The following is a 21,914-nucleotide window of genomic DNA, read 5'->3' on the forward strand; positions in this document are numbered from 1 at the left end:
TTATTTACTTTCTAATACTAATACCCAATCATTTCCATCTTTAGGCTCAAGTGGAGCATCAAACGTTTTAATTCCTGAGTTTTCTATCTCTCCAATTGCTTGATAGTTACCAGTACGAGGGTCAAACCATTGAGCTTTTACTGTTTTCCCTGCAATTTTACCCATATTCACTTTGAAAGTACGTCCTGTGTAAGTGTACAAAAACGCATAGTTTTTGCCACGAGTAGCTACTACATACTCATATTTTTGACCATTATCTACTACCAAACTTTGATCTGGTATTCTTTCAAAGAATGGCTTAGATAGTAACAGCGCCTTCAAGTGTTTCATCTGAAAAGAACCAGGTTTTGCCATTCCCTCATACCAATATTCTTGAGGGCCGAATGAAGTATCATTGTATTTGGGACGGTGCATTTGCATGACCGAATTTTGTCCATAAGTATAACCAAAAGCCCCTGCAAAAACAGACCAATATCCATAACGACGCACATCAGCATCTGTCCAGCGTGGTTGGTTTACATCATGCAAGCCGTAAGGGATACCTTCATAAGAAGGCTCACCATCGATAACGGGTTTCGTTGGTTTGAGTTGATAATCCGCTTGGATATAGCGCCAATTGTCTTCGCCATAATGCCATTTTTCTTTAGCTGAAGTATCCTGCGCATACGTGCGGTGACCTGATTGCACCATGTTGAAATCCAACCATGTATCCTTATGAAACCATTCTGAAGACGAAGTACGTCCACGTGGATGATAGGTAATCAAATGATTTTTATCGATGGCACGAATGGTTTTCCCGAAAACATCCCATACTTTTTTACCTGTACTTCCTTGAATATCGCCACCATTTAACCAAATGATATTAGAATATTTTTTGTAACGATTGGCTAAAAATGTTGCATAGATATTGGCACGTTCTGGCGTTACTTTTTTGTCTTTCACATTGCCTCCCCATAAAGGTACAAAGCCAATATAAATGCCCTTTTTCTCGGCGGTGCGAATCACAAAGTCGACATGATCCCAAAAGTCATAAGCCTCATTATCAGCTATATCCGAACCTTTGGTCACTTTTGGTTTTGCAATATTGCCTCCCACTAATGCCGAATCACCATATATGTTGACCACATTGAGCGTGTGTAATCCCATTGCTTGAATCACATTGAATCCCTTTTGGCGACGATCTTCCAAGTAGGTTTCTACTTCTTCGCGTGTAAGTTTTGAAAACAATAGCCATCCCGTATCGCCAAGCCAAAAGAACGGTTTCCCATCTTTGGTAGAAAGATATCTTTTGTTATCAGAGACTTTTAAAGCGGGCACTTGTGCCTTAGTGATATTTCCTGTGATGAGAAGTAAGCCTATTAGAAAGGCCGAAAATCCTTTTTTCATGGATGTCAGATTGTTTTAATTAGGTTTATGTGGCAACATTTTCGTGGACTATGAGAGTTTTTCAGGTTAAAACCTTACTTTTTCTTTATCCAAATCGCTATACTACCATTGGTGGGATTTTTTAGTTGGTAGCTTTTCCCGCCCTCTAAGATTTCAGTATTAGATAAGAAATTGCCGTCTTTAGGAGAAAGAAATTTTACTTCAAATGTTCCTTTTTCTTTACTTAAATCTGCGGTAATTTCTGTTGAACTTTCGCTGTAAATAAAATATCCTTGTCCTAGTTGACCCAAAACCCATTGCGTAGTTGCTTGGCTCGCCCACTGAATCGGTTGCATACCAATAAGTTGAGTGGAAATTTCTTGAGGAAAATCAAAACTCAGGCTAGGAATAGAGCCTCCTGCCATTAAAGCTGCCCAGCCATTTGCATCAAAACTATCGCCATTATAAACTACTGCTTTTGTAGGGTACTTCATGCGATATTCGTTCACGGCACGATATACCTGTTCAGACGAAGAACGTTTCGGGTTCAACAAACGAGCATGTTGGCGTGGAGCTAAGTTTTGTCCACCTTTAGGTTCATACGTTTGTCCGTTGAATTGATAATGCCAATAACGAATATCTATGATGTCGACCACCGCCGAACGTTTTTTGTCTGCTAATATCGCATCTTGAACGTCTTTGGTTGTGCTTAATGCCACTAAGACGTCTTTGCGTTTTTCCTTTTGCCATTCATCGATGACATCCAACCAAAATTCAACAAAATGAAGTGGACCTGTGTATTCGGCACTAATCAATTGTACGACTCCTGTGTTTCCCGTAAAATTATCTAGACATTGACGGATATAAGCACGATGTAATTTTCTGCGAACTGGATGGTTAATGTCATAAAACTGTTCTGCCATAAAAATGCGCTTATCGCCAGCATAAGGCACTGGTTCAGGGAATCCTGTTTGATTGATATTATTGGCTGGACGCCATGGAAAATCAGCATAATGAGCGCCTGCTTCTATGATATTGTGTTGAAAATAATTTTGATGAAAAAGTACCAAAGATTTCTGGTCAGCCAAATCAGCAAACTGTTTCAAGCGACTCCAATACCATTGGTTGTATTGTGTTAAATCATATTTACTCAAACCATCCCACGCAGATTCTTTTCCGCTTCGGGCGAATGGTAATTCATAGAATGGAGGCCAAACTTCGCCATCCATACGACGAATACGCTCATGGTCGTCACGACGACGCTCGTACCAAAGTCCATAATTATGATCCATCACTTTCACATGACTTTCTTGCATCCAGTCGCTTAATTCAACTAAATCGTCAGTTAGTCCTTTACCCGTTTGTCCAGGGACAAATCGAGTAATATGTGGTTTGCTAGTCGCTAATCCATGCGGTCGGGATACGCCTGACCACCAAGGAACTTCTTGTCTTTTGCCTGTTTGTAAAGATTTCCCACGTACTAACCAACCATTTTGCACTTGCAAATCAGGTGCTTTATTTGGGGTAATAATTTTAGGAATACCGATTTGCTCTATACTTTGAAGTTTTTCTCCAGTGTTTAGAGATAATCTCTGAGAGGCCTTTTCGATAAACTCCTTTAGTGTTCGGGCAGGTTCAACGGATGCTTTGGTCAATGCCATAGCTACCTCTACTTTTGGACTACTTGATGCCTCTGTTTCTGTTGGCATTAAAAAAGTTCTTGCTTGAACCTCTGCACCTAAGCGATTTTGAAGTTGTCCATAAAACAAACTTCTTGGTTTGATATGCTCGTTGGACATATCCCAATAGCCGTCTCCATCGAATTGAGCCCAAGTACCAAATGCCCAGTTTTGTGCGGTAGGTGGTTTTTGACATTCGACACGAGAGGCAGAACATTGCCAAAAAATACTATTGGCAGCCGACCAGCCAGCTCCTTGTCCATCCTGACCTAAATTTGAAAAACGTAGTGCATTACCATCCACATTGACAATATCAAATAAAACACCCGAAGCCCAAGAATCTACTGTACCGCTAAAACTATACGGAAGTTTGGATTCACACTGAACAAAAGCGTTTGGACCAGCGGCGCAATAGCCTACTGCAAAATCGTGATAGCCCTCTTCGGCATAAATTCTTTGAAAAAGCGTTTGTTGACCATTGGTAAAAAACGTATAACGTCGTTGTCCGCCGATTTCAGAAATAGGCTGGGTAGAAATACAATCTTCGACGGTCACACAGCGAGCGGAAGCTTGTACATATACGGCAGAACCTGCAAAATGTTTGAAATCAACCTGACGAACCCATGCGTCACTTACATTTTCTAATCCAATTGCCATCCAACGATGGTTTTCGTCTTTAGGATTTTTGGTATCATAAGACGACTCTAGCGAAAGGTTTTCGATACCTATTTGATTGATACGTCCATTCCATTGAAATTTAACCACTGTTCCCGCTCCATAAGTCGAATCAAGCGCTGTAGTCAAAGGAATATCTAAACAAATTCCTTTGGCTGTAATTTGAGTAATTGTTCTTTCCCAAGTAATATCTCTTTGATTGGGTTTCCAGCCAAGAGCGGTAACTCCCCCTCCAAAATGGTCAGTTTTCAAAGCTTGAATCCATTCTTTGGTAGAAGGACGTTGTATCAAAATACGCTCACCGACTTTATATTTCTCAGGAGTATTTACACTTATACAAGCTTGTCCAACAGAGACATAAGCGTCCAATACTTTCTCGGAACTCTCAATTTTTTTATCATCTTTTCCTCGAATACTAATCAACGTCTCTCTCGAAATACCTATTCCTTTCAGAATGGTTTGTCCACGACCAGCACCACGAATCACAATACCTGAGGCTTTGATAAGCAGATTTCCTTTTATTTCGAAAATACCTTTTCCTAATACGACTGCACCTCTAAAGCCTTTAGCATCTACTGGTAAACCCGCCACATAGTCGATGGCAGCCTGAATACGAGTCGTTGCATCGCCATTTGCTGCCTCTACTTTCACTTTTCCTGCTATAAATGGAATTACTTCTTCGCTTGCTTTGTAGCCACAAAAAGAAAAATCAGGAATTCTATCTCCTTTACTTTCAGGGGTATATGCCAGATTTCCTGCATCATCCAGATATACAGGAGGTTTGGGTGGAGCAACTTTTGGCTTTTGCCCTAATACTGAAAAAACACTCAGACCTAAGGAAAGAGATAAGATTATGGAGAAACGAGACATACGATAAATTGAGTGATTCGGTGATTGAGTGATTGGTGATTTTTTAAATGAAATATAATTGGGTAAATGAGTGATTTAATGATCAAAGAAAAAATCACTAAATCACTCATTGACTCAATCAGAAATATTTATGGTTTCACGTTCTTCACGATCACAACACTGTTCAAATACTCTTCGATGTTGGTATAGCCATCTTTGTTGCGGTCTTTGCTGGCGTCGTTGGCATCTTTAGGGTTCAAGCCATTTTTGATTTCCCAAGCGTCAGGCATACCGTCATTATCAGAATCTTTGTAAGGAGTACCCTTGTATTCTGGATAACCACCTACTTGACTAATATCTGTGATGATACCATTTTTGTAAGAATCAATTGGCAAACGACGGTGTTTGAATTGCGTTTCTGGCAATTTTACATTTGGCGTAATAGTAATTTTACCTGTTCTTACTTGTTCGATTACACGGGTATCTACAGCATCACGCTTTGGAAGCGTTGCACCTGCATTAGCTAATACATAATCATGAGCAGTTTTGGTTGGCAAAATTGTCAATTTTGGCATTGGCAAAGGTTTATTCCAACGAATAGAATCTGTGTATTTACCTGCATTTGGTAAATCTTCTACTTGTACCCCACCATCCCAGTTATTTTTAGTTACTCGCTCATTACCTTCCATGATGTTGCCGTCTACGTACGCACGACCAAACGTAAGGTATTTCAACTTACTTCTACCCGATTCTGGTTTTAAGATACGATGCCCGATTTGTGTATTTTTAGGTGTTTCAGGACCAGGTTTGAAATAGTTGTTGATAATATTGTACATAGCACGGTAGTCACCACCATCTATCGAACGGTGTACCCAGTTGAATACTACGTTGTTAACAAAATTGAAAATACCAAACCAGCCAATCGAAGGGTTACGTCCTGCATTATCTGCCCAAAGGTTACGCATGAAGGTACAGTTTTCACCACCAAGAGTACTACCAAAAGCATGGTTCCAAGTATCTAGTGCCTCAGAGAAAATAGAGTTTTGGATTGTGATGTTTACTGTAGGTAATTTATCTTCAATTTTACCTGTGCTATCATTATACATGTGACGGTACATCGACATATTTTCATCTAATCCCCAACTAGCTGATACGTGGTCAATCATAATGTTACCAATCGGGTTACCTCCGATAGAGTCATCACGACGACCCACATTAGTTTCGCCACGACGGAAACGCATATAACGAATCACTACATCGTGTGTATTAATCCAAACCGACTCGCCTGCTACACAAACCCCATCACCAGGAGCAGTTTGACCTGCAATCGTGATATAAGGAGCACGGATAATCAAAGGTCTTTTCAAACGAATGATACCCGAAACGTTGAAAACAATCATTCTAGCACCACCCTGCTCACAAGCCCAACGCAATGAACCAACACCGTCATCTTCAAGACTTGTCACTACATATACTTTTCCGCCACGACCACCAAATGAATAAGCACCACCACCTTCAGCACCCGGAAAGGCAGGAATATCAGCTTGTGGTAAGTCGATCGGACGTGCAGCCCAAGGAATATATGGTTTACCAGCTTTTGCTTCTTTCTGAATAATAGGCAATGCTTTTTGCCAAGCAATATCAGACAAACGTGTTGTCTCTTTCATCAACTCATCACTCTCCTTTTTAATATCGTCAGGAATCGATGGATATTGAGCCATCGATATTTCTTGTTGTAATACCACAAGACCTAGCGCAATTAGTGCGTTTAACAGCAGTTTTTTCATGTATCAGTTTTTATTATGCTTATTGTTGGTAGATTTTGGTTGTTTCATTTCAAGAAATAAGTACCTCCCAAAACCTGAGCTCTTTCTTTAGTCCTTCTCTAACTAAATAAAACCCTACTCGATGAGCCAAAATTACAAGGATTCCCTAGGGTCATGATATACAATTTTCTCAATAAATTATAGGATTTTATCTTTGTACTATTTCAAGAATGTTTATGCAGATTTAAACCTAAGTTTATACAATAATTTGAATACTTTTTACGCTATATCCAAATTTATATTGTATCATTTTGACAGCGACTACTACCCTACAGACCCTCACAGACTCATTTGATGGATTTCTAATGAAAAGTTATTTATATGAATTTTAAGAAAAAACTAGGAATAAATCGGCAATGTAATACTGTTTTGGTTCAATTTTCTTAAGTACTAGCTACATTCAAAGAATCTGCAATTCAAACTAAAAATTCATTACCTAAGATAAAAACCTATAAAAATAGCCTATTGCCTCTATTAAAGAAATAACTAACGAAAGCTCAATATTTGTCGATATATACCCAGATAAAATGGTATAAAAGTTGGGAAAAATGGTACATAAAAATGGAGATATATGCCAATACCTTTGTATTGGATAGTAATATCCTATAAGGAATCCCCATTTTAATTCAGCAAATTGACTGACATGTACAAAATTTTTTCTGTTTGCTTTTTCATAGTTAACCTCTATGCAAACTGTTTTTCTCAAAATACAGGTCGAACTGTTTTTAACTTTAACGATAACTGGAAGTTTGCACAGGCTGACTTAAAAGATGCCCAAAACACTTCTTTCGATGACCGAACGTGGAGAGTATTACAGCTACCACACGATTGGAGTATTGAAGGTCCTTTTGGGGCTAATCATCTAACGACCAACCAAGGAGGAGCATTACCCACGGGTATCGGTTGGTATCGCAAAACTTTTAATCTTCCATCGGCTACCAAAGACAAAAAAGTATATATAGAATTTGATGGCATTTACAGAAATAGCCAAGTATGGATTAATGGACATTATTTAGGTAAAAGACCTTTTGGCTATAATGCTTTTCGATATGAGTTAACGCCCTTTTTATTGACGAAGAATAATATCATTGCTGTAAAAGTAGATAATAGCGAACAGCCTAATACTCGTTGGTATTCAGGATCAGGCATTTATCGAAATGTTAGATTGGTCATCACTGGGACGGTGGCGATAGATTATCATGGTGTTTTTGTGAGTACGCCCAAGGTGACAGAAAACTTGGCAGAAGTAAAAGTACAGACGACGCTTCGTAATACAACAAATCAACAATCTGATTTGGCTATTCGTCAGAGTATTGTTGATAGTACTGGAAAAATACTGATTTCGAAACAAGAGAGCATTTCTCTATTAAAAGATTCATTACAAAATTTTACTCAAAATCTGACCTTACAGCAACCACAACTTTGGACGCTTGATAGACCTTATCTATACCAAGTAAAAACAGAAATTCTTCAAAAAAACCAAGTTATTGATACACAGCTTAGTCCCTTGGGAATACGAACTTTTAAGTTTGATCCAGCTACAGGATTTTACTTAAATGGAGTTCCTACCAAAATACTGGGCGTTTGCCAGCATCATGATTTGGGTGCTTTGGGTGCGGCTGTCAATGTGCGTGCAATGGAGCGACAACTTGAAATCCTAAAAGCGATGGGATGTAATGGCATTCGTATGTCTCATAATCCTCCAGCGTCTGAACTTTTAGATTTATGCGATAGAATGGGCTTTATTGTTATGGATGAGGCTTTTGACATGTGGAAAAAGAAGAAATCTAAAAAAGATTACGGACAATATTTTGAAGAATGGCACGCTCGTGATTTGGAAGCCATGGTTAAACGCGACCGCAATCACCCTTCGATTTTTGTATGGAGTATTGGCAACGAAATTAGAGAACAGTTTGATAGCACTGGCAGAACTTACGCAAAGGAATTAACAGGAATTGTTAAAAAATTTGATACCACCAGACCCATTACTTCAGCGCTTACCGAAAATGAACCAGATAAAAACCATATTTTCCAATCAGGAGCTTTGGATGTTCTTGGTTTTAATTATAAACATGAAGCCTATACGGAATTTCCGAAACGCTTTCCGAACCACAGCATCATCGCTACCGAAACGGCATCGGCATTAGAGACCAGAGGACAATACGATACACCAAAAGCCGCAGTTCAACTTTGGCCAAAAGATAGTAAAAGTCCATTGGTAGAAGGTAATGCCGATTGGACAGCCCCAGCCTATGACTTTGCGGCTGCCTATTGGGGCACGACTCACGAGGAGTCTTGGAAGGCAGTAAAAAATGCGCCTCACGTAGCAGGTTTATATGTGTGGACAGGATTTGACTATCTCGGCGAACCACATCCTTATAGCTACCCTGCCCGAAGTTCATACTTCGGTATTATCGATTTGGCTGGTTTTCCGAAGGACGTGTATTATATGTACCAAAGCGAGTGGACGCAAAAGCCTGTGCTTCATCTTTTGCCTCATTGGAATTGGAAGGCTGGACAAACTGTAGAAGTATGGGCGTATTACAACCAAGCAGATGAGGTTGAGTTATTTGTGAATAATAAATCTCAAGGAATCCTCAAAAAAGGCAAAGATGAGTTTCATGTTTCATGGAAAGTACCTTTTGAAGAGGGCATACTGAAAATTATTTCTAGAAAAGCGGGTAAGGAAGTTCTTAGTAAAGAAGTATTTACAGCAGGAAAAGCACAAAAAATTCGTTTGATAGCTGACCGAAAAGCTATTTCAGCAGATGGTTTGGACTTATCTTTTGTAACCGTAGAAATCACTGATGAAAAAGGAAATATCGTACCAGATGCCAATCATTTAGTACAATTTTCTGTAGAAGGAAAAGGCAATTTGGTCGGCGTAGACAATGGTTATCAAGCAAGTCTTGAGTCGTTCAAAGCTCTTTATCGCAGTGCGTACCATGGTAAATGTTTGGCTATACTTCAAGCTACTAAGGAAGTAGGCAAAATCAAATTGAAAGCCAGTGCAGAAGGTTTGGAGTCTTCTGAAATTGAGATTGTTACCAAATAAAATGCTTTAGGCAATAAGCCGTAGGCATTAGGCTTAAAGTGGGTAAAACGAATTCAATTTTGCCCACTAACTTTTAGAATATCATCAAAAAATATATGTTTAAAAGGCTTACTCTGATAGTATTAGGTTTTGTTTTTTTCAAAACTACGGCACAAAGCTCTTATCAAGTCATTCCTTCACAAAATGCCAAACCATGGGTATTTTGGTATTGGATGCAAGGTGGCGTTTCGAAAGCTGGTATAACTGCCGATCTTGAAGCGATGAAGGAGGTTGGTATTGGCGGAGCCTATCTCATGCCCATCAAAGGTCCTGCGAATCCACCTGTATATACACCTGCAGTACAACAGCTCACGCCTGAGTGGTGGGAAATGGTTCGTTTTTCGATGTCCGAAGCCAAGCGATTAGGCTTGCAAATGGGTATGCACGTTAGCGATGGATTTGCTTTGGCAGGTGGTCCTTGGATTCGTCCTGAGCAATCTATGCAAAAAGTGGTATCTGCCTCTGTGCATGTATCAGGGGGAAAAACGATTCAACAAAAATTGCCATTACCTCCTACTAAGGAAAACTATTATGAAGATATTGCTGTGTTGGCATATCCTCGTTGGGCAGAAGATACACTTTCTACATTATCTGTTAAGCCCTCAATAACAAGTAGTTTGCCCAATATTTCTGGACAGCAATTAATTAAAGTTGGCAATAAAGAGAGTTTTAAAACGGATACAAAAGCGTGGTTTCAATATGCCTTTGACAAGCCTTTCACTTGTCGCTCTATCTATATTCGAACAGGTAGTAATACTTATCAGGCACATCGTCTGACGGTAGAGGTAAGCAATGATGGTATCAATTTTAGAAAAGTTACCCAACTAGAGCCCCCTCGACATGGATGGCAAGATACCGACTCGGATGTAACACATGCGATACCCACTACCACAGCAAAGTATTTTCGTTTTGTTTATGATAAAAATGGCTCAGAACCTGGCGCAGAAGACTTGGATGCTGCCAAATGGAAACCTTCTTTGAAACTGTTGGAACTTCAACTTTTTGCCAAACCTCAAGTTCATCAATACGAAAGTAAAACAGGTGAAATTTGGAGAATGAGTAAACAAAGTTCCTCTGAACAGTTGGCTGATAATCTGTGTATTCCGAGTAATAAGATTATTGATATCAGTCGCTTTGTTGATAAGGATGGAAATCTCATGTGGAAGGCACCCAAAGGTCTTTGGACGATTGTAAGAATTGGACATACTTCTACGGGACATACCAATGCAACTGCTGGGGCGGGAAAGGGACTTGAATGTGATAAATTTAGTGAAGAAGCTGTAAAAATTCAGTTTGATAACTGGTTTGGAGAAGCTCAAAAACAAATTGGACCAGTGTTGAGCAAGGAGGTTTTACGATATTTCCACGTAGATAGTTGGGAATGCGGGAGTCAAAATTGGTCAAAGAATTTTGCTCAAGAATTCTCAAAGCGTCGAGGCTATTCTTTAATGCCTTATTTGTTGGTTTATACTGGAACTCCCGTGCAAAGTCGTCGTGTATCCGAACAAGTTTTATTTGACATTCGTCAAACGATTGTGGATTTGGTTTTGGAAAAATTTTATGGCACTTTACGCAAAATTACTGCCGAAAAAGGCTTGATTTTCACCGCAGAAAGTATTGCACCAACCATGATGAGCGACGGACTGGCACATTACAAGTTGGTAGATATTCCTATGGGTGAATTTTGGCTTAATAGTCCCACTCACGATAAGCCCAACGATATGTTGGATGCTATTTCAGCAGCTCATATTTACGGAAAAAACATCATTCAGGCAGAGGGTTTTACGACAGTTCGTATGGCTTGGAATGAACACCCTGCCATGTTGAAAACGCTACAGGATAGAAATTATGCGCTAGGAATCAACAAATTAGTGTATCATGTCTTTTCTCATAATCCATGGATTGACAAACAGCCAGGGATGACTTTAGATGGTGTTGGCTTGTATTTTCAACGAAATCAAACATGGTGGAAGCCAGCAAAAGCTTGGGTAGATTATGCCACTCGTTGTCAGGAATTATTGCAACAAGGTAAACCCGTAGCAGATATAGCCGTATTTACTGGTGATGATTTACCAAGACGCTCGGTATTACCAGATAGATTAGTGGGTACTTTGACTGGCTTATTTGGTTCGGAAAAAGTCGCTCAAGAACAAAAACGTCTTGCCAATGAAGGTCAACCTATGCGTCAGATGCCTGCGGGAGTGGGTAATTCTGCTAATATGGCCGATGCCGATCAGTGGGTCAATCCATTGCGAGGGTATGCTTACGATTCATTTAGTCCTGATGCTTTAAAAAGCGCCAAAGTAATCAATGGAAAAGTGAGTTTCTCTGATGGGAATTGCTATGCTTTATTGGTATTGCCAAGAGCGTTAAAATTGAGTCCAAATACGAATGCTACTTCAGAGGCAACTTTACAAAAAATATTGCAACTGATTCACGCAGGTGCAAATGTAGTAATCAGCGAAAGACCCGCAGTGAGTTTGAGTAAAAGTAATTCTCCCAATTTACCTTCATTAATCGAACAGATTTGGGGAGGCAACTTTCAAGAAACTAATGGTTTTCAGGTAAAAAATTTAGGAAAAGGGAAAATCATTCTTTCGCCCATAATTCCAGAAGATTTGCAAGGATTAGGTATCAAACGAGATGTAGAAGTAGTGGAATCTTCAGGAAAATATGCGACAGATATTGCTTGGACACATCGCAAAGAGGTTGATAAAGAAATCTATTTCATTGCCAATCAGCACAATACAGCACGAACGCTGACTTATCACTTGCGTATGGAAATGCCATTTGTTCAAAGCTATAATCCTGTGACAGATACTTGGAATACCTTAGAAGCAAAAAGGCAAAATGAAATTAGCACCTTGACTATTACGTTACCTGCCAATGGTTCTGTTTTTATGATTGGTAGCAAAAAATTACTGACAACAACAAAAACTGTTGGAGATCTACAAAAAATACAAAGTCTTGAAGGTTCTTGGCAGGTAAATTTTGAAAAAGAAAAAGGAGGTCCTAGTACGACTCAGCTATTTAATACGTTGACAGATTGGAGTGTAAGTAGCGATTCACTTATTAAATACTACTCAGGTACAGCCACTTATACCAAAAGCTTTGACTGGAATGAAAACAATTCCACCGCCTATTGGTTAGATTTAGGTGAGGTGACCAACATTGCTTCTGTAAAACTCAACGGAAAAAATTGTGGAGTCGCATGGACAGCACCATTTAGAGTTGATATATCGAAGGCATTGGTGAAGGGGAAAAATACTGTCGAAATTGAGGTAAGTAATACGTGGCATAACCGACTGATTGGCGATAATCGTTTACCACAAAATCAGCGTGTAACTTTTACCACGGCGCCATTCAGATTAGAGGGTAGACCTTTAGAAAAAGCTGGACTTCTAGGTCCTGTTGTTATTCTTTCAGAAAAGTAAAAGAGATTCAAATAGACAAAAAATTCATTAAATTAATTTGGGGATAGTTAGATTTAGGCGTTGCATTGCAACGCCTAAAATTTTGCTATCTAGTTGATTGGGAAATACTTTTCCAACCATATTTTAGCTAGTTCAACATCATTGTATGTCAAATTATGGCTAGTTGGCAAAGCATGATGTTCCACTTCAAACCCTTGTTCTTTTAAGATTTCCAGATAAGTAGTGGTATCCTTGGGCGGAACAGTTGGGTCGTTTTTCCCATTCGAGAAAAATACTGGGACTTGCTGTGCTTTTTCACTTAACTCAGGTGCTTGAAAAGGCAACATGGGTCTAAACAAGATAGCCCCAGCCAAGAAGTTTGGATATTTTAGGAGTGTTGCTCCTGCAATATTGGCACCATTTGAATAGCCTACAGCGATAATCTTGGCATTTTCTAAATGGTTTTCTTGCAAGACTTTTTCTATAAACACCTTCATTTCGTCAGTACGAAAAGCCAAATCTTTTTCATCAAAAACTCCCATTCTGATTCTTCTGAAAAAACGAGGCATACCTCCCTCATTCACATTTCCTCTTAAACTTAATAAATGAAAATCTTTGGTTATATCCTTTGCCAAAGGTATTAAATCTTGTTCGTCGCCACCCGTTCCGTGCAAGAGGACAAGCACGGGAGCATTAGGTTTTTTTGACAACTCAAGAATATATTTTAAGGGTTGAAAGTCCATGATAAATCGTGTTTAAATGTTAGAATAAACTATGGGCTTTTCTGCAAAACCCTTTGCTCAAAAGCCCATAGTCCAAATCCTTATGCTAATACTGGCAATGCTTTTTCGATACGTTCACGTTGAGCTTCATATCTTGAAGGCAACATCAAATGCTGTCCTAATTCTGATTCATCCTCATCGATGTCAAAACCTGGGTTATCAGTTGCTATTTCGAATAAAACACCTCCTGGTTCTCTGAAATACAAAGAGTGGAAATATTGGCGATCTATTTGCTCGGTGATATTCAAGCCTAAGGCTACAATTTTCTCACGCATTTTCATTAAATCGGTATCGTTACTTACTCTAAAAGCTACGTGGTGAATGATACCGCCAGCCACTATGCCTCTCGATTCGTTTGGTAATTCAACCAAGTCAACTTTAGAAGTCAAGCCATCTTTTGTCATGGTATAACGGGTACGATTACCTTCTTTTTTCTCAAATTCATAACCAAAAACATCTGTCAAAATAGAAGCGGTTGGTGCTATGTTGTTGAGAGTAAGCGTTACAGCATAAATGCTATTAAGCGCATATTCAGGTTTTACGCTATACACTTCTGGCAAAGTATCCTGAGGAATATCTGTTTCAATCAATTCTATTTTCAAACCATCTGGGTCAAGAAAAGCAATATATCTTTCACCAAATTTCACAGTAGGTTTGCTGTAAAAGATATTGTTGTCGTCCAATCTTTTTACCCAAAAATCTAAACTTCCTTTTGGTACAGAATAGCTTACTTCTGTCGCCATACCTGCTCCTTTAAGACCTCTTTTTACTCGATCACCCCAAGGGAAAAATGTCAATACTGAGCCTAAATCTGCGTTGGCATTGGCAAAGTAAAAATGATAAGTATGAGGGTCATCGAAGTTGACAGTCTTTTTGATAAGACGTAATCCTAATACTTCTGTATAAAAATGTAGATTGCGTTTTGCATCACCTGCGATAGCTGTTACATGGTGCATGCCTTTGATGTATGATTCCATAATGAATAAGTCGTTTAGTAATTGTTGTTGTTTGATGAGTCAAAATTACTAGCTTATTCAGGGCTGTGCATTGATGTATGATAAGTAATGAAGGAAGAGGGGAATCTTAAGAGTTTTGAGTTTGGAGTGATGAGTTTGGAGTTGTCCTTTGTCCTTGCCTAAAATAGGTTGCCCTCAAAATTTAAGTTACAAAGGCAAAGTAAATATCTACTGAAAATTCTCGTAGACGATGAATTTGAATATGTTTTCACAACAAAATTTTTATTATTATCAGTGATAAAAGCTCCGTAGGAGCGATAGTTTGGTAGAATAAATATGGAAATAAAATTTAGAGCGCCGTAGGTGCGAAAGAATAACAATTATATTGAAATCTTTCGCACCTACGGCGCTCTTTTTCGTGGCTATAGAATACCTATTACTAGTTCAATAATCCATTTTCAAATCTTCAAATTACCAAATTTTCAAATTCCCTTAGTTGCCAATACTTTTCTAACTCGACTTAGAGATTCGGGTGTGATGCCTAAATAAGAGGCAATCATGGTTTGTGGAATACGGTGAACGAGGTTAGGGTACATTTTAATAAAGTCCAGATAGCGAGTTTCGGCTTGTGCTGCTAGTAATAGATTGATGCGCTTTTGCATAAATCTGATGGAATTATGTAAAATTTTGGTTTGCCAAGGGGCAAACTCTGGAATCAAAATGGCCGCTTTATCATAGAATTTTCGAGAAATCTGTACCAAGTCTGTATCCTCTAAGGTTTCTACATAAAATAAGGAAGGTTCACAAAAGTAAAAGCTATTCTTATCGTTGACCCACCAATGTTCTGGCGCAAAAAATATTGCATGCTCTTTGCCTTGATGGTCGATGGTATAAGCACGAATCAAGCCATTACAGACAAAAAATGTAGAATCATCAATGGTATCTTGCTCGATGAGAATCGTATTTTTCTTAACGTGTTTGATAGTCAATTCTGAAGAAAGCTGGTCGAATTGTTCGTCGGTAATGGGAATATACTTTTGTAAGTATTCTTTAAATATATTTTTCATAAAAGTTTTGGATCAATATGGCTTGAAGAGATAAGTTAAGTAATACACAAAAGTACATCTTAAAGATTTTTGAAATAAAAAAAGGCGGATAAATCCGCCTAAAAACGCATAAAAGAATTTTGTAGCTAAGAATTACCGCACCAGAATTCCTATTTCAGAAAGCCATTTTTCACAAATCTCTGTCCATATTTCTGTCGAACCAGGGTTATTTCTTAGTGCAATAGCGTGCGCTCCTTGTGGAAAAATATGTAATGCGCTACTTACTTTGTTTTCTAAAAGAGACTGATACAGCATCAAGCTATTATGTGCATCAACGGCGTTGTCATTAAAAGCACAAACGATAAAAGCAGGACAAGTTTTTGGCGTTACCTGATGCTGAATTGAGTATTGTTTTACTAATTCCTGCGAGGGATTTTCGCCTAAAAGGTTTTTTCTACTGCCTTTATGAGCATATTTATCCAAATCCACAACGGGTGAAACCAAAATCATAAAGTCGGGATGTGCTGAAAATTTGTCGAGCGAATCGCCAACTGAAGCAATATCTTTTGTACTTACTCCTGCCAAACTAGCCAAATGTCCTCCTGCCGACGAGCCCTGAATACCTACTTTATCGGGTTTGATTCCCCATTTGCTAGCGTTACTACGAATATATTTGAGGGCTCGCTGGGCATCTTGCAAAGGTCCAATCTCTCGGTTGATTAAATCGGGACTATTAGGTAAGCGGTAATTGAGCACAAAAGCTGAAATACCCAAGGTATTAAACCATTTTGCCAACTGAAATCCTGAGATAACATAAGCCAAACGCTCATATCCACCTCCGGGACAAATCACAACAGCAGCGCCTTTATTTTCTTGATTTGACGGAAAAAAAGCATACATCCCTGGAGTACCAACACGATATACCCGTTCATTAGCGATGCTGTCTTTGATACTTAAGCCTTTGGAATTGGGCATTTTACCTTTTTCCCATAAAGGAATAAACTCTTGAGCTAATAACGTTTGGCTTGATGCCAAACAGAGAAATGAATACAGTAAAGCCTTTGAGATTTTCATCAGAATAAAAATTAGAAATGTTAAAGTACTTTTTTCAAGAAATCAGCCATATAAAGTGCCGTTTCGTCGGCCCAAGGATGAAATAACCAAAATGGATGTACCTTCACATTGAACTGATGAACTTCTTGGTAAATACCCCACTCTTTATATTGACCAATTAGTTCATCTTGTCCTGCATGAAAACGAGAATAGCCACTATTCAAGAACAACATCGGAACAGACTTTTCAGTAATCCAGTACGCAGGTGATGCTTCTTTCCAGATTAAAGGTTTTTCTGCAAATACACCTCCCAACCAAGCTGCGTCTGGAGAATCACTTTTGCGCTCAAGATTGAGGGACGATGGCGCCAAAAAATTAATTACACCATCAATATCTACGATTGCCTGAAGCTTGCTTGATATCCCCAAATGATTTCCCATTGTGCCTTCAAATCGAGGTACACCACCCGTTAATCCTACCAGTGATGCCAAATGTCCACCAGCCGAACAACCTGAAATCGCCATTTTGGTAGTGTCAATATCAAATTCTTGCGCATGAGCTTTTACCCAACGAATAGCGGCTTTGATATTGTGGACAGCAGCAGGGTAAGGTGCTTCGAGCGATAATTGGTATTCAACAGGAATGGTCACAAATCCTTTATTGGCAATTAATTGTGCCAAAGGAACTTGCATAGATTTTTCTCCAGAACGCCATCCCCCACCATGAATCATCAATAACGCAGGGTATTTTCCTTTCTTTTTGGGTCTAAAAATATCCAGATGTAAATCTCTTGGACCAAAAGGAGTTTGTGGTAAATGCGCATAAATCAAGTCCCTTGCCTCAGTCACATTTGCTGGTGTTTGGTCGGGCACAGGAATTGCATAGGGGTAATCTCTCTTGATTTGGCTATGCACTTTCTTGACATTATAAGTAGTATCTCTTGGAATTGGCTTGTATTGTGCTATTGACATTTTACCAGAAAATGCCAATATAAATGCAAGTAATGATTTGATTTTCATTGCATTATGTTTTATAGTCAATTCAAACTAACTTCTTTTCTCAAACTCAATAGCTAATAGAATAAATGGACCAACAGCTTTAGGATCATTATCTCTTTTGGCTTCTTTACAGTAATATTCATAAGTTCCATCGCGATACGGATTGCCTCCTAAACCAGCTCCTGCACAAGTCTCAGCAAGGGTGATTCCTCCATCGGGTTGTTCTTTAATAAAATGTTTCAGAATACCTTGGTAGCCTTTTTGGGCTGTGGTTAAATACTTTTTGTCAATTGCCCCCAAACGTATTCCTTTCATAAGAGTATAGACAAACATCGTCGAAGCCGATGCTTCTACGTAATTGCCCTCCTTTGCTCCTACGTCCATCACCTGATACCAAAGTCCAGTTGAAGTGTCTTGATATTTTTGTAAAGTCTTAGCTACTTGATGAGTTATGGCTAAAATAGCTTTATACTGAGGGTGGTTTTTTGGGAAAAATTCTAATGTATCTACCAAGGTCATGGCATACCATCCCATACCACGCCCCCATGTATGAGCAGATTTTCCTGTTTCTTTATCAGCCCATTTTTCTTGTTTACTTTCATCCCAACCATGGCTATACAAACCAGTGACTTGATTCTTATTGTGTTGATCAATCAGTAGAATTTGCTTGGCAACATCATCAAAAAGCGTAGGTTCTTGAAAAACTTTGGCATATTGAGCCAGAAAAGGGGTTGCCATATAAAGTCCATCAAGCCACATTTGATGTGGATAGTGTTTTTTGTGCCAAAAACCTCCTTCAGTGGTTCGAGGATGCGAACGCATTTGATCTCGCAAAGTATCTAATGCTTTTTTATACTTCGCTTCCTTTGTTTTTTCATAAATGGCAAATAAGATTTTTCCTGAGTTTACAGCATCGATATTGTACTTTTCTTTATCATAAGTGGTAATCGTGCCATCAGCCAAAATCAAATCATCAGCATATTTTTTGACATATTCATAGTACTTGATGTCGCCATTGTATTCCCAAAGTTCTTGTAGTGAAAGACAAACTAATCCTTGACAATAGCCCCAAAAAGGCTTTTTGGCAAAGTCTAGCATCCAAGCCTCAGGGTTTCGTTTTATATCTGAATCGGCCATACGAACCGACCAAGCTGTTTTTGATTTATCTTGTGCCAAGGCTGGGTACAATACCGATGTACCAGAATACGCCAAGGCCATCTGTAAAAGTGTTCTTCGTTGCATAGGAAATATAGGGTTGAGGCAAGGAGGGATGAGGCATCAGTTTTTAACTAATGCCTTATCCCTGATAACTAGTGCCTATTTCTCAATTCTAAACCAATCTACATCGGCGTAACCTGAGTCGTTGATTTGTGTGTTTCTTGTACAGAATAAGCCGATTTTAGCGCCAATCCAATGTCCAACGACTGCTTGAAATGGTTCTCCTATATTTTTAAAAGTTTGTCCATCAAGACTATAGCTAAATTGACAATGGGCTTTATCTAAAACCTTAACTCTTAAATAAACTGGCGTATTAGCAGGGATAGGATTCTCTGTTATAGTTTCAACTTCGGGCTTACCTTCAGATGCCTTTTGAGATTCTCCATAAATTAAAAAGATCCCCTCTTTACCTTTACTTTTCAGTCCAATATGTGCGTAACTTTTTCCTAAAATAATTAATCCTACCTTCTCATTTTCAAGCTTTTGATTAGGTGTAAAGGTTAACTTAGTTGTAGCCGTAAATTTCTCAGTTGGAAATTTTTGTAGTAAAATATTAGGTACTTCCCAGTTGTTTTTAGCATTATCAGGGACTTTTTGGGAGTACAATCGCAGGCTTCCTTTGTTGGTCAAACTATGCCAAATTCCTTTCGGATTTGCCTGCCATTGCCACTGTAAACCAAGAGTATTGCCCTCAAACTCATCCGATTCGGCAGGTGTAATAATTGGATACGTTTTACCTACATTCGGTTTACGATAAGTCATCACTGGTTCGCCGATGCCATCACCATCGGGGTCATTGCCAATGACTGGCCAATCTTTTACCCACTTCATGGGTTGCAAATGTACCACACGACCATATACGTCTTTGTCTTGAAAATGTAAAAACCAATCTTCTCCCGTTGGTGTATCTACCCACGCTCCTTGGTGAGGACCATTGACAGGGCTATTTCCTTGATTCATGACCACTTTTCTTTCGTAAGGACCATATACACTTTTGGAACGAAGCACCAATTGCCAGCCAGTAGAAACGCCTCCAGCAGGGGCAAAAATGTAGTAATAACCGTTACGCTTATAAAACTTTGGTCCTTCAACAGTCGGGTCAGTTTCATGACCGTCAAATACAATTTTACCTTCGTCAACAACTTTGGTACCTTCGGCATTCATCTTCTTGATAGTCAAGACGCTTTTAATTCCTGCACGACTACCAGCCCAACCATGAGCCAAATAAACTTGTCCGTCAGTATCCCAAAGAGGACAAGGGTCTATTAAGCCTTTGCCTTCTTCCACCAAAATAGGCTCAGACCAAGGGCCAGTAGGATTTTTAGCTTTGGTCAAATAAATACCAAAATCAGGGTCAGGATAATAAATCCAAAACTCCCCAGCATGATAGCGAATCGCAGGAGCCCAAACGCCATTGCCATGTTGAGTTTTTGAAAAATGTTCAAAAGGAGGTTGACGCTTTAGCGCATGACCAATGATAGTCCAGTTGACCAAGTCTTTTGAATGTAGAATAGGTAAACCAGGAACTGCATCGAAACTGGATGCTATCATATAAAAATCATTACCCACACGACAAGCATCTGGATCAGAATAGTCGGCATCGAGGACAGGGTTTTTGTACTGTCCATTACCTAAATCTGAAACCCAAACTTTAGAAATTGTTGGGCTATTTTGTGCCAATGTACCTAATGAAAACCCTAATGCACAGAGAGTTAATAATTTGCCAAATGATTTCATAAATGTCTAATTATGAGGAAAATGTAAAGGGGTAAGAGTTATGAATTAGTGGCTTTATAACAGAGTTCAACTGTAATCACACAGTAGCCAAACACCCCAAACTCACCACTTCAAAATCATCACTTACCTCAGTTCCACCAGTTTGTAATTTGTTCTTTTGTACCAAAAATCTTTTCCAATGTATAATTTCGTAGTTCTTTTTTACTCAACTGACGACTCCAAGTAGCTCTTTTGGTAGGGTTTGCACCTTCGCCCGTAGATTGATATTCGGCATATAATACTGTTTTTTCATTTGCTGGATTCCCCCAATTATTCCAACCAATAGGCAAAATATGACTACCCATTTCAGTACGAATAAAAACTGTTTTACAAGCTGGTCGCCACGGACGACCTAAAAATACTTTTTTGGCAGTGGAGTCAGCTGTGAGTTTACAGTCAAAAAATACAAATCCATAAGGCTGATAATCAGGTGTCGCTGCTGCCGTGATGTAAGAATCTGAAAGGCTTTTTAGGATACATGACTGAAAAACAACGATAGCTTTGCCAAACAAATAATCGGTAGTTCCTTCAATTTGACAATTGACATAATACTGGCGAGTGCCCTCTCTGGCAGCATAAAGCGTGTCTTGATTTCCCAAGAGAGTGCAATTTTTACAAACAAATCTATCTCCTTCCACATGCAACGCTACTGCCTGCCCTACTCTTCCAGCACTGTTAACTATCGTGAGGTTTTCAAGAATAATGTCAGGCGCATCAACCAAAAGTGTGTACGAATTATAGGTGCTAAACTGCGTTTTGCCTACAGCATCTTTTTGCCCGTTGGAATAGGTTTTACCAGAATAGTCACCATTGGTAATTACCACCCCTTCGCGACTTTCACCGATAAGATGTAGGTTGGGTTTATTGGCTGGAATGGTCACTTTTTCGTGATAAGTACCATTTTTAATAAACAGGATCACTCGTTGTTGCGAATGATCTCGAAAAGCCATAATCGCCTCTTGGATACTTTTGAAGTCACCCGAGCCGTCTAAGGCAACCGTAAATTTAGTCGGATAAGTCGTAGTTTTTTGAGCTATCGCCACCGATAAACTCAAAAAAAACAATAACATTGAAATAAGACTTTTTTTCATTTTTTAGGAAAATATTAAATACATAATTCCATCTCAACTAGCTGGAAATGATATTTTATTCTTTGAATAGGCTATAAATAACCCACAAATAAT

General features: G+C 39.0%; 13 protein-coding genes. 2 read left to right on the forward strand and 11 right to left on the reverse strand.

The window, feature by feature from the left end; translation table 11 throughout:
- The 3 genes from QM491_RS07920 to QM491_RS07930 form a co-directional block, all read right to left on the reverse strand.
- The gene (locus QM491_RS07920) at positions 1-1,386 is read right to left on the reverse strand and encodes a glycoside hydrolase family 140 protein (RefSeq protein ID WP_283326964.1); all 1,386 of its coding nucleotides are present in this window, start codon (positions 1,384-1,386) and stop codon (positions 1-3) included.
- A gap of 74 nt (positions 1,387-1,460) precedes the next feature.
- Positions 1,461-4,589, reverse strand: a complete 3,129-nt coding sequence (locus tag QM491_RS07925; RefSeq protein WP_283326966.1) for a DUF6298 domain-containing protein — start codon at positions 4,587-4,589, stop codon at positions 1,461-1,463.
- Between the two features lie 128 nt (positions 4,590-4,717).
- The gene (locus tag QM491_RS07930; protein WP_283326968.1) at positions 4,718-6,355 is read right to left on the reverse strand and encodes a polysaccharide lyase domain-containing protein; all 1,638 of its coding nucleotides are present in this window, start codon (positions 6,353-6,355) and stop codon (positions 4,718-4,720) included.
- A 682-nt stretch (positions 6,356-7,037) separates the two neighbouring features.
- Between QM491_RS07930 and galB the strand changes: the two genes are divergently transcribed.
- Positions 7,038-9,449, forward strand: coding sequence for a beta-galactosidase GalB (gene galB, locus QM491_RS07935; protein ID WP_283326970.1), 2,412 nt, complete (start codon positions 7,038-7,040; stop codon positions 9,447-9,449).
- A gap of 95 nt (positions 9,450-9,544) precedes the next feature.
- Positions 9,545-12,922, forward strand: coding sequence for a glycosyl hydrolase (locus QM491_RS07940; RefSeq protein ID WP_283326971.1), 3,378 nt, complete (start codon positions 9,545-9,547; stop codon positions 12,920-12,922).
- An 89-nt stretch (positions 12,923-13,011) separates the two neighbouring features.
- Here QM491_RS07940 and QM491_RS07945 read toward each other — a convergent pair whose 3' ends face one another.
- From QM491_RS07945 to QM491_RS07980, 8 genes are all read right to left on the reverse strand, one after another.
- A complete protein-coding gene (locus QM491_RS07945; RefSeq protein WP_283326972.1) occupies positions 13,012-13,644 on the reverse strand; it encodes an alpha/beta hydrolase in 633 nt (210 codons plus the stop codon).
- Positions 13,645-13,724: 80 nt separating this feature from the next.
- On the reverse strand, positions 13,725-14,660 hold the full coding sequence (locus QM491_RS07950) for a ring-cleaving dioxygenase (RefSeq protein ID WP_283326973.1): 936 nt from the start codon (positions 14,658-14,660) through the stop codon (positions 13,725-13,727).
- A 461-nt stretch (positions 14,661-15,121) separates the two neighbouring features.
- Positions 15,122-15,706, reverse strand: coding sequence for a Crp/Fnr family transcriptional regulator (locus QM491_RS07955; RefSeq protein ID WP_283326974.1), 585 nt, complete (start codon positions 15,704-15,706; stop codon positions 15,122-15,124).
- A gap of 132 nt (positions 15,707-15,838) precedes the next feature.
- Positions 15,839-16,759 carry an alpha/beta hydrolase gene (locus QM491_RS07960; protein ID WP_283326975.1) on the reverse strand — a complete coding sequence of 307 codons (921 nt, stop codon included), beginning with the start codon at positions 16,757-16,759 and terminating at the stop codon, positions 15,839-15,841.
- Positions 16,760-16,779: 20 nt separating this feature from the next.
- A complete protein-coding gene (locus QM491_RS07965) occupies positions 16,780-17,757 on the reverse strand; it encodes an alpha/beta hydrolase (RefSeq protein ID WP_283326976.1) in 978 nt (325 codons plus the stop codon).
- Between the two features lie 27 nt (positions 17,758-17,784).
- Entirely contained in the window at positions 17,785-18,978 is a 1,194-nt protein-coding gene (locus tag QM491_RS07970) for a glycoside hydrolase family 88/105 protein (RefSeq protein WP_283326977.1), read from the reverse strand.
- A gap of 75 nt (positions 18,979-19,053) precedes the next feature.
- The gene (locus QM491_RS07975) at positions 19,054-20,691 is read right to left on the reverse strand and encodes a glycoside hydrolase family 43 protein (RefSeq protein ID WP_283326978.1); all 1,638 of its coding nucleotides are present in this window, start codon (positions 20,689-20,691) and stop codon (positions 19,054-19,056) included.
- Between the two features lie 128 nt (positions 20,692-20,819).
- Entirely contained in the window at positions 20,820-21,821 is a 1,002-nt protein-coding gene (locus QM491_RS07980) for a pectinesterase family protein (RefSeq protein ID WP_283326979.1), read from the reverse strand.
- Positions 21,822-21,914 lie beyond the last annotated feature (93 nt).

This window comes from Flectobacillus longus, assembly GCF_030056705.1.
Classification (GTDB): domain Bacteria; phylum Bacteroidota; class Bacteroidia; order Cytophagales; family Spirosomataceae; genus Flectobacillus; species Flectobacillus longus.

Excerpts from the sequence above, each read along its gene's own strand:
- QM491_RS07950 (WP_283326973.1), bottom strand. The coding sequence starts at position 14,660 with ATGGAATCATACATCAAAGGCATGCACCATGTAACAGCTATCGCAGGT.
- QM491_RS07970 (WP_283326977.1), bottom strand. The coding sequence starts at position 18,978 with ATGCAACGAAGAACACTTTTACAGATGGCCTTGGCGTATTCTGGTACA.
- galB (WP_283326970.1), top strand. The coding sequence starts at position 7,038 with ATGTACAAAATTTTTTCTGTTTGCTTTTTCATAGTTAACCTCTATGCA.
- QM491_RS07955 (WP_283326974.1), bottom strand. The coding sequence starts at position 15,706 with ATGAAAAATATATTTAAAGAATACTTACAAAAGTATATTCCCATTACC.
- QM491_RS07980 (WP_283326979.1), bottom strand. The coding sequence starts at position 21,821 with ATGAAAAAAAGTCTTATTTCAATGTTATTGTTTTTTTTGAGTTTATCG.
- QM491_RS07930 (WP_283326968.1), bottom strand. The coding sequence starts at position 6,355 with ATGAAAAAACTGCTGTTAAACGCACTAATTGCGCTAGGTCTTGTGGTA.
- QM491_RS07975 (WP_283326978.1), bottom strand. The coding sequence starts at position 20,691 with ATGAAATCATTTGGCAAATTATTAACTCTCTGTGCATTAGGGTTTTCA.
- QM491_RS07940 (WP_283326971.1), top strand. The coding sequence starts at position 9,545 with ATGTTTAAAAGGCTTACTCTGATAGTATTAGGTTTTGTTTTTTTCAAA.
- QM491_RS07945 (WP_283326972.1), bottom strand. The coding sequence starts at position 13,644 with ATGGACTTTCAACCCTTAAAATATATTCTTGAGTTGTCAAAAAAACCT.
- QM491_RS07960 (WP_283326975.1), bottom strand. The coding sequence starts at position 16,759 with ATGAAAATCTCAAAGGCTTTACTGTATTCATTTCTCTGTTTGGCATCA.
- QM491_RS07920 (WP_283326964.1), bottom strand. The coding sequence starts at position 1,386 with ATGAAAAAAGGATTTTCGGCCTTTCTAATAGGCTTACTTCTCATCACA.
- QM491_RS07925 (WP_283326966.1), bottom strand. The coding sequence starts at position 4,589 with ATGTCTCGTTTCTCCATAATCTTATCTCTTTCCTTAGGTCTGAGTGTT.
- QM491_RS07965 (WP_283326976.1), bottom strand. The coding sequence starts at position 17,757 with ATGAAAATCAAATCATTACTTGCATTTATATTGGCATTTTCTGGTAAA.